The sequence below is a fragment of the Cellulomonas sp. P4_B5_2 genome (genome assembly GCF_056402235.1).
Genome location: NZ_JBFUHU010000425.1, coordinates 1 through 2,567 on the forward strand (window position 1 = coordinate 1; position 2,567 = coordinate 2,567).

The 2,567-nt window shown below is 73.0% G+C and carries 4 protein-coding genes; 1 reads left to right on the forward strand and 3 read right to left on the reverse strand.

Annotated features, from left to right (window positions below):
* The coding region (locus tag AC1DUQ_RS20515) for an acetyl-CoA C-acyltransferase (protein ID WP_477074500.1) at nt 1-604 on the forward strand (604 nt) is incomplete at its 5' end.
* Between the two features lie 70 nt (nt 605-674).
* Here the strand turns inward: AC1DUQ_RS20515 and AC1DUQ_RS20520 are convergent.
* From AC1DUQ_RS20520 to AC1DUQ_RS20530, 3 genes are all read right to left on the reverse strand, one after another.
* Entirely contained in the window at nt 675-1,124 is a 450-nt protein-coding gene (locus tag AC1DUQ_RS20520) for a MaoC family dehydratase (RefSeq protein WP_477061433.1), read from the reverse strand.
* 5 nt (nt 1,125-1,129) lie between these two features.
* Complete coding sequence (locus AC1DUQ_RS20525) at nt 1,130-1,879, reverse strand: SDR family oxidoreductase (protein ID WP_477061432.1); 750 nt, start codon at nt 1,877-1,879, stop codon at nt 1,130-1,132.
* On the reverse strand, nt 1,876-2,567 hold a 692-nt coding region (locus tag AC1DUQ_RS20530; RefSeq protein WP_477074501.1), incomplete at its 5' end, for a zinc-binding dehydrogenase. The genes AC1DUQ_RS20530 and AC1DUQ_RS20525, both read right to left, overlap by 4 nt.

Consider the following 2,567-nt stretch of genomic DNA (forward strand, 5'->3'; position numbering starts at 1 on the left):
GGCCAACGGGTTCTGGGCCGACGAGATCACCCCGGTGACCCTGCCGGACGGCACGGTCGTGTCGGCCGACGACGGCCCCCGAGCCGGGGTCACGGTCGAGGCGCTGGTCGGCCTGAACCCGGTGTTCCGCCCCGACGGCACGGTCACGGCCGGCAACTGCTGCCCGCTCAACGACGGCGCCGCCGCGGTGGTGATCGTGAGCGACCGGATCGTCGACGAGCTCGGCCTGACCCCGCTCGCCCGCATCGTGTCCACCGGGGTCAGCGGCCTCTCGCCGGAGATCATGGGCCTCGGACCGGTGGACGCGTCGCTGATGGCGCTGTCCCGCGCGGGCATGACCATCGCCGACATCGACCTGGTCGAGCTGAACGAGGCGTTCGCCGCACAGGTGCTCCCGTCGGCGCGCGCGCTCGGCATCGACCACGACAAGCTCAACGTCCACGGGGGCGCGATCGCGGTGGGTCACCCGTTCGGGAGCACCGGCGCCCGACTGACGACGACCCTGCTGCACGGCCTCGCGGTGCAGGACGGCACGTTCGGCCTGGAGACCATGTGCRTCGGCGGCGGCCAGGGCATGGCGATGGTGGTCGAGCGGGTCTCCTGACCCTCCGCGAACACCCAACGTCCGAGGAAGTGGCTGCTGGGGCGCTCACTTCCTCGGACGTTGCGGGCGTTCAGGCCGCCGCGAAGTAGAGGACGACGGTCTCCGCGATCAGGGCCGGCTTGGTCGCGCCCTCGATCTCGACAGTGACCGTGAAGGTCGCGCGGACGCCCTGGGGCGTCGGTTCGGCGGAGGTCACGGTGGACGTCGCCCGGATGCGGGAGCCGGCGGTCACCGGCTGCAGGAACCGCACGCGGTCGAGGCCGTAGTTGACCACCAGCCCGGTCCCGCCGACCTCGACCAGCCCGTCGGTCAGCGCCGGGATCAGGGAGAGCGTGAGGTACCCGTGCGCGACGGTCGCGCCGAACGGCCCAGCGGCGGCCCTGACCGGGTCGACGTGGATCCACTGGTGGTCGTCCGTGGTGTCGGCGAACGCGTCGATCCGCGCCTGGTCGACGGAGAACCAGCGGTCGGCGGTCGCGCTCTGACCGAGGGCGTCGAGCAACCCTGCGGGGGTGTCCACCGCGATCACGCCTTCGGCCCGCCGGCCACGTAGAGGACCTGCCCGTTGACGAAGCTCGCTGCCTCCGAGCAGAAGAACGAGACGGCGTTCGCGATGTCGTCGGGCTGGCCCACGCGCCCGACCGGGATCTCCTTGGCCGCCCCGTCGAGGAACTGCTCGAACGTGATGCCGAGCCGCTCGGCGGTCTGCCGCAGCATGTCGGTGGCGATGAACCCGGGGGCCACCGAGTTCACGGTGACCCCGAACCTGCCCAGCTCGATGGCCAGCGTCTTGGTGAACCCCTGCAGCCCCGACTTGGCGGTCGCGTAGTTGGCCTGCCCTCGGTTGCCCAGCGCCGACGTGCTGGACAGGTTGACGATCCGCCCCCAGCCGGCGGCCACCTGGTGCTTCTGGACCTCGCGGCTCATGAGGAACGCGCCGCGCAGGTGCACCGAGATGACGGAGTCCCAGTCGGCCTCGGTCATCTTGAACAGGAGGTTGTCGCGCAGGATGCCGGCGTTGTTGACCAGGACGGTGGGCGCCCCGAGCTCGTCGGCCACGCGCGCGACGGCGGAGACGGCGTCCTGCGTCAGGCCGACGTCGGCACCGAGGCCGATCGCGGAACCCCCGGCAGCGCGGATCGCGTCGACGGTGCCCGCGCAGTCCTCCTCGCGCAGGTCGAGGACGGCCACCTGGAAGCCGTCGGCGGCGAGCCGGAGGGCGGTCGCGGCGCCGATGCCGCGGGCGGCGCCGGTCACCAGGGCAGTGCGTGTCACGAGGGGGTCCTTTCGTCGAGAACGATGAGCTGGCGGAGCTCGCCACCGGCCGCGAGGCGGTCCATGGCGACGTCGAGGTCGTGCAGCGTGATGCGCGAGGAGACCAGGCGCTCGAGCGGGAGCCGACCCGAGCGCCAGAGGTCGACGTAGAGCGGGATGTCGCGGGCCGGGACGGCGGAGCCGAGGTAGCTGCCGACGACGGTCCGGGCCTCGGAGGTGAGGGTGAGCGGGCTGACGGACGCGCGAGCGCCGGGAGCGGGCAGGCCGACCGTCACCGTCGTCCCGCCCGGCGCCGTCGCGGCGACGGCCGTCTCGAACGCTCGGGCGTTCCCGGCGGCCTCGATGACCACGGGTGCTCGGACGGGCAGGTCCTGCGGCGAGTACGTCGCGGCCGCCCCATTGGCGCGCGCGGCCTCCAGCTTGTCCGCGACCGCGTCGACCCCGATGACGTCGAACCCGAGCGCGACCGCGACCAGCAGCGCAGCCATCCCCACGCCTCCGAGCCCCACGACCATCACGGTGTCACCCTGCCGCGGTCGGCCGGCGTTGACCACCGCTCCCCCGCCGGTGAGCACCGCGCAGCCGAGCAGGGCCGCGACCTCGGGCGGCACGTCGGGATCGACCCGCACGACGGACGTGCGGCTGACCACCGCGTGGCTGGCGAACGCGGACACACCCAGGTGGTGGT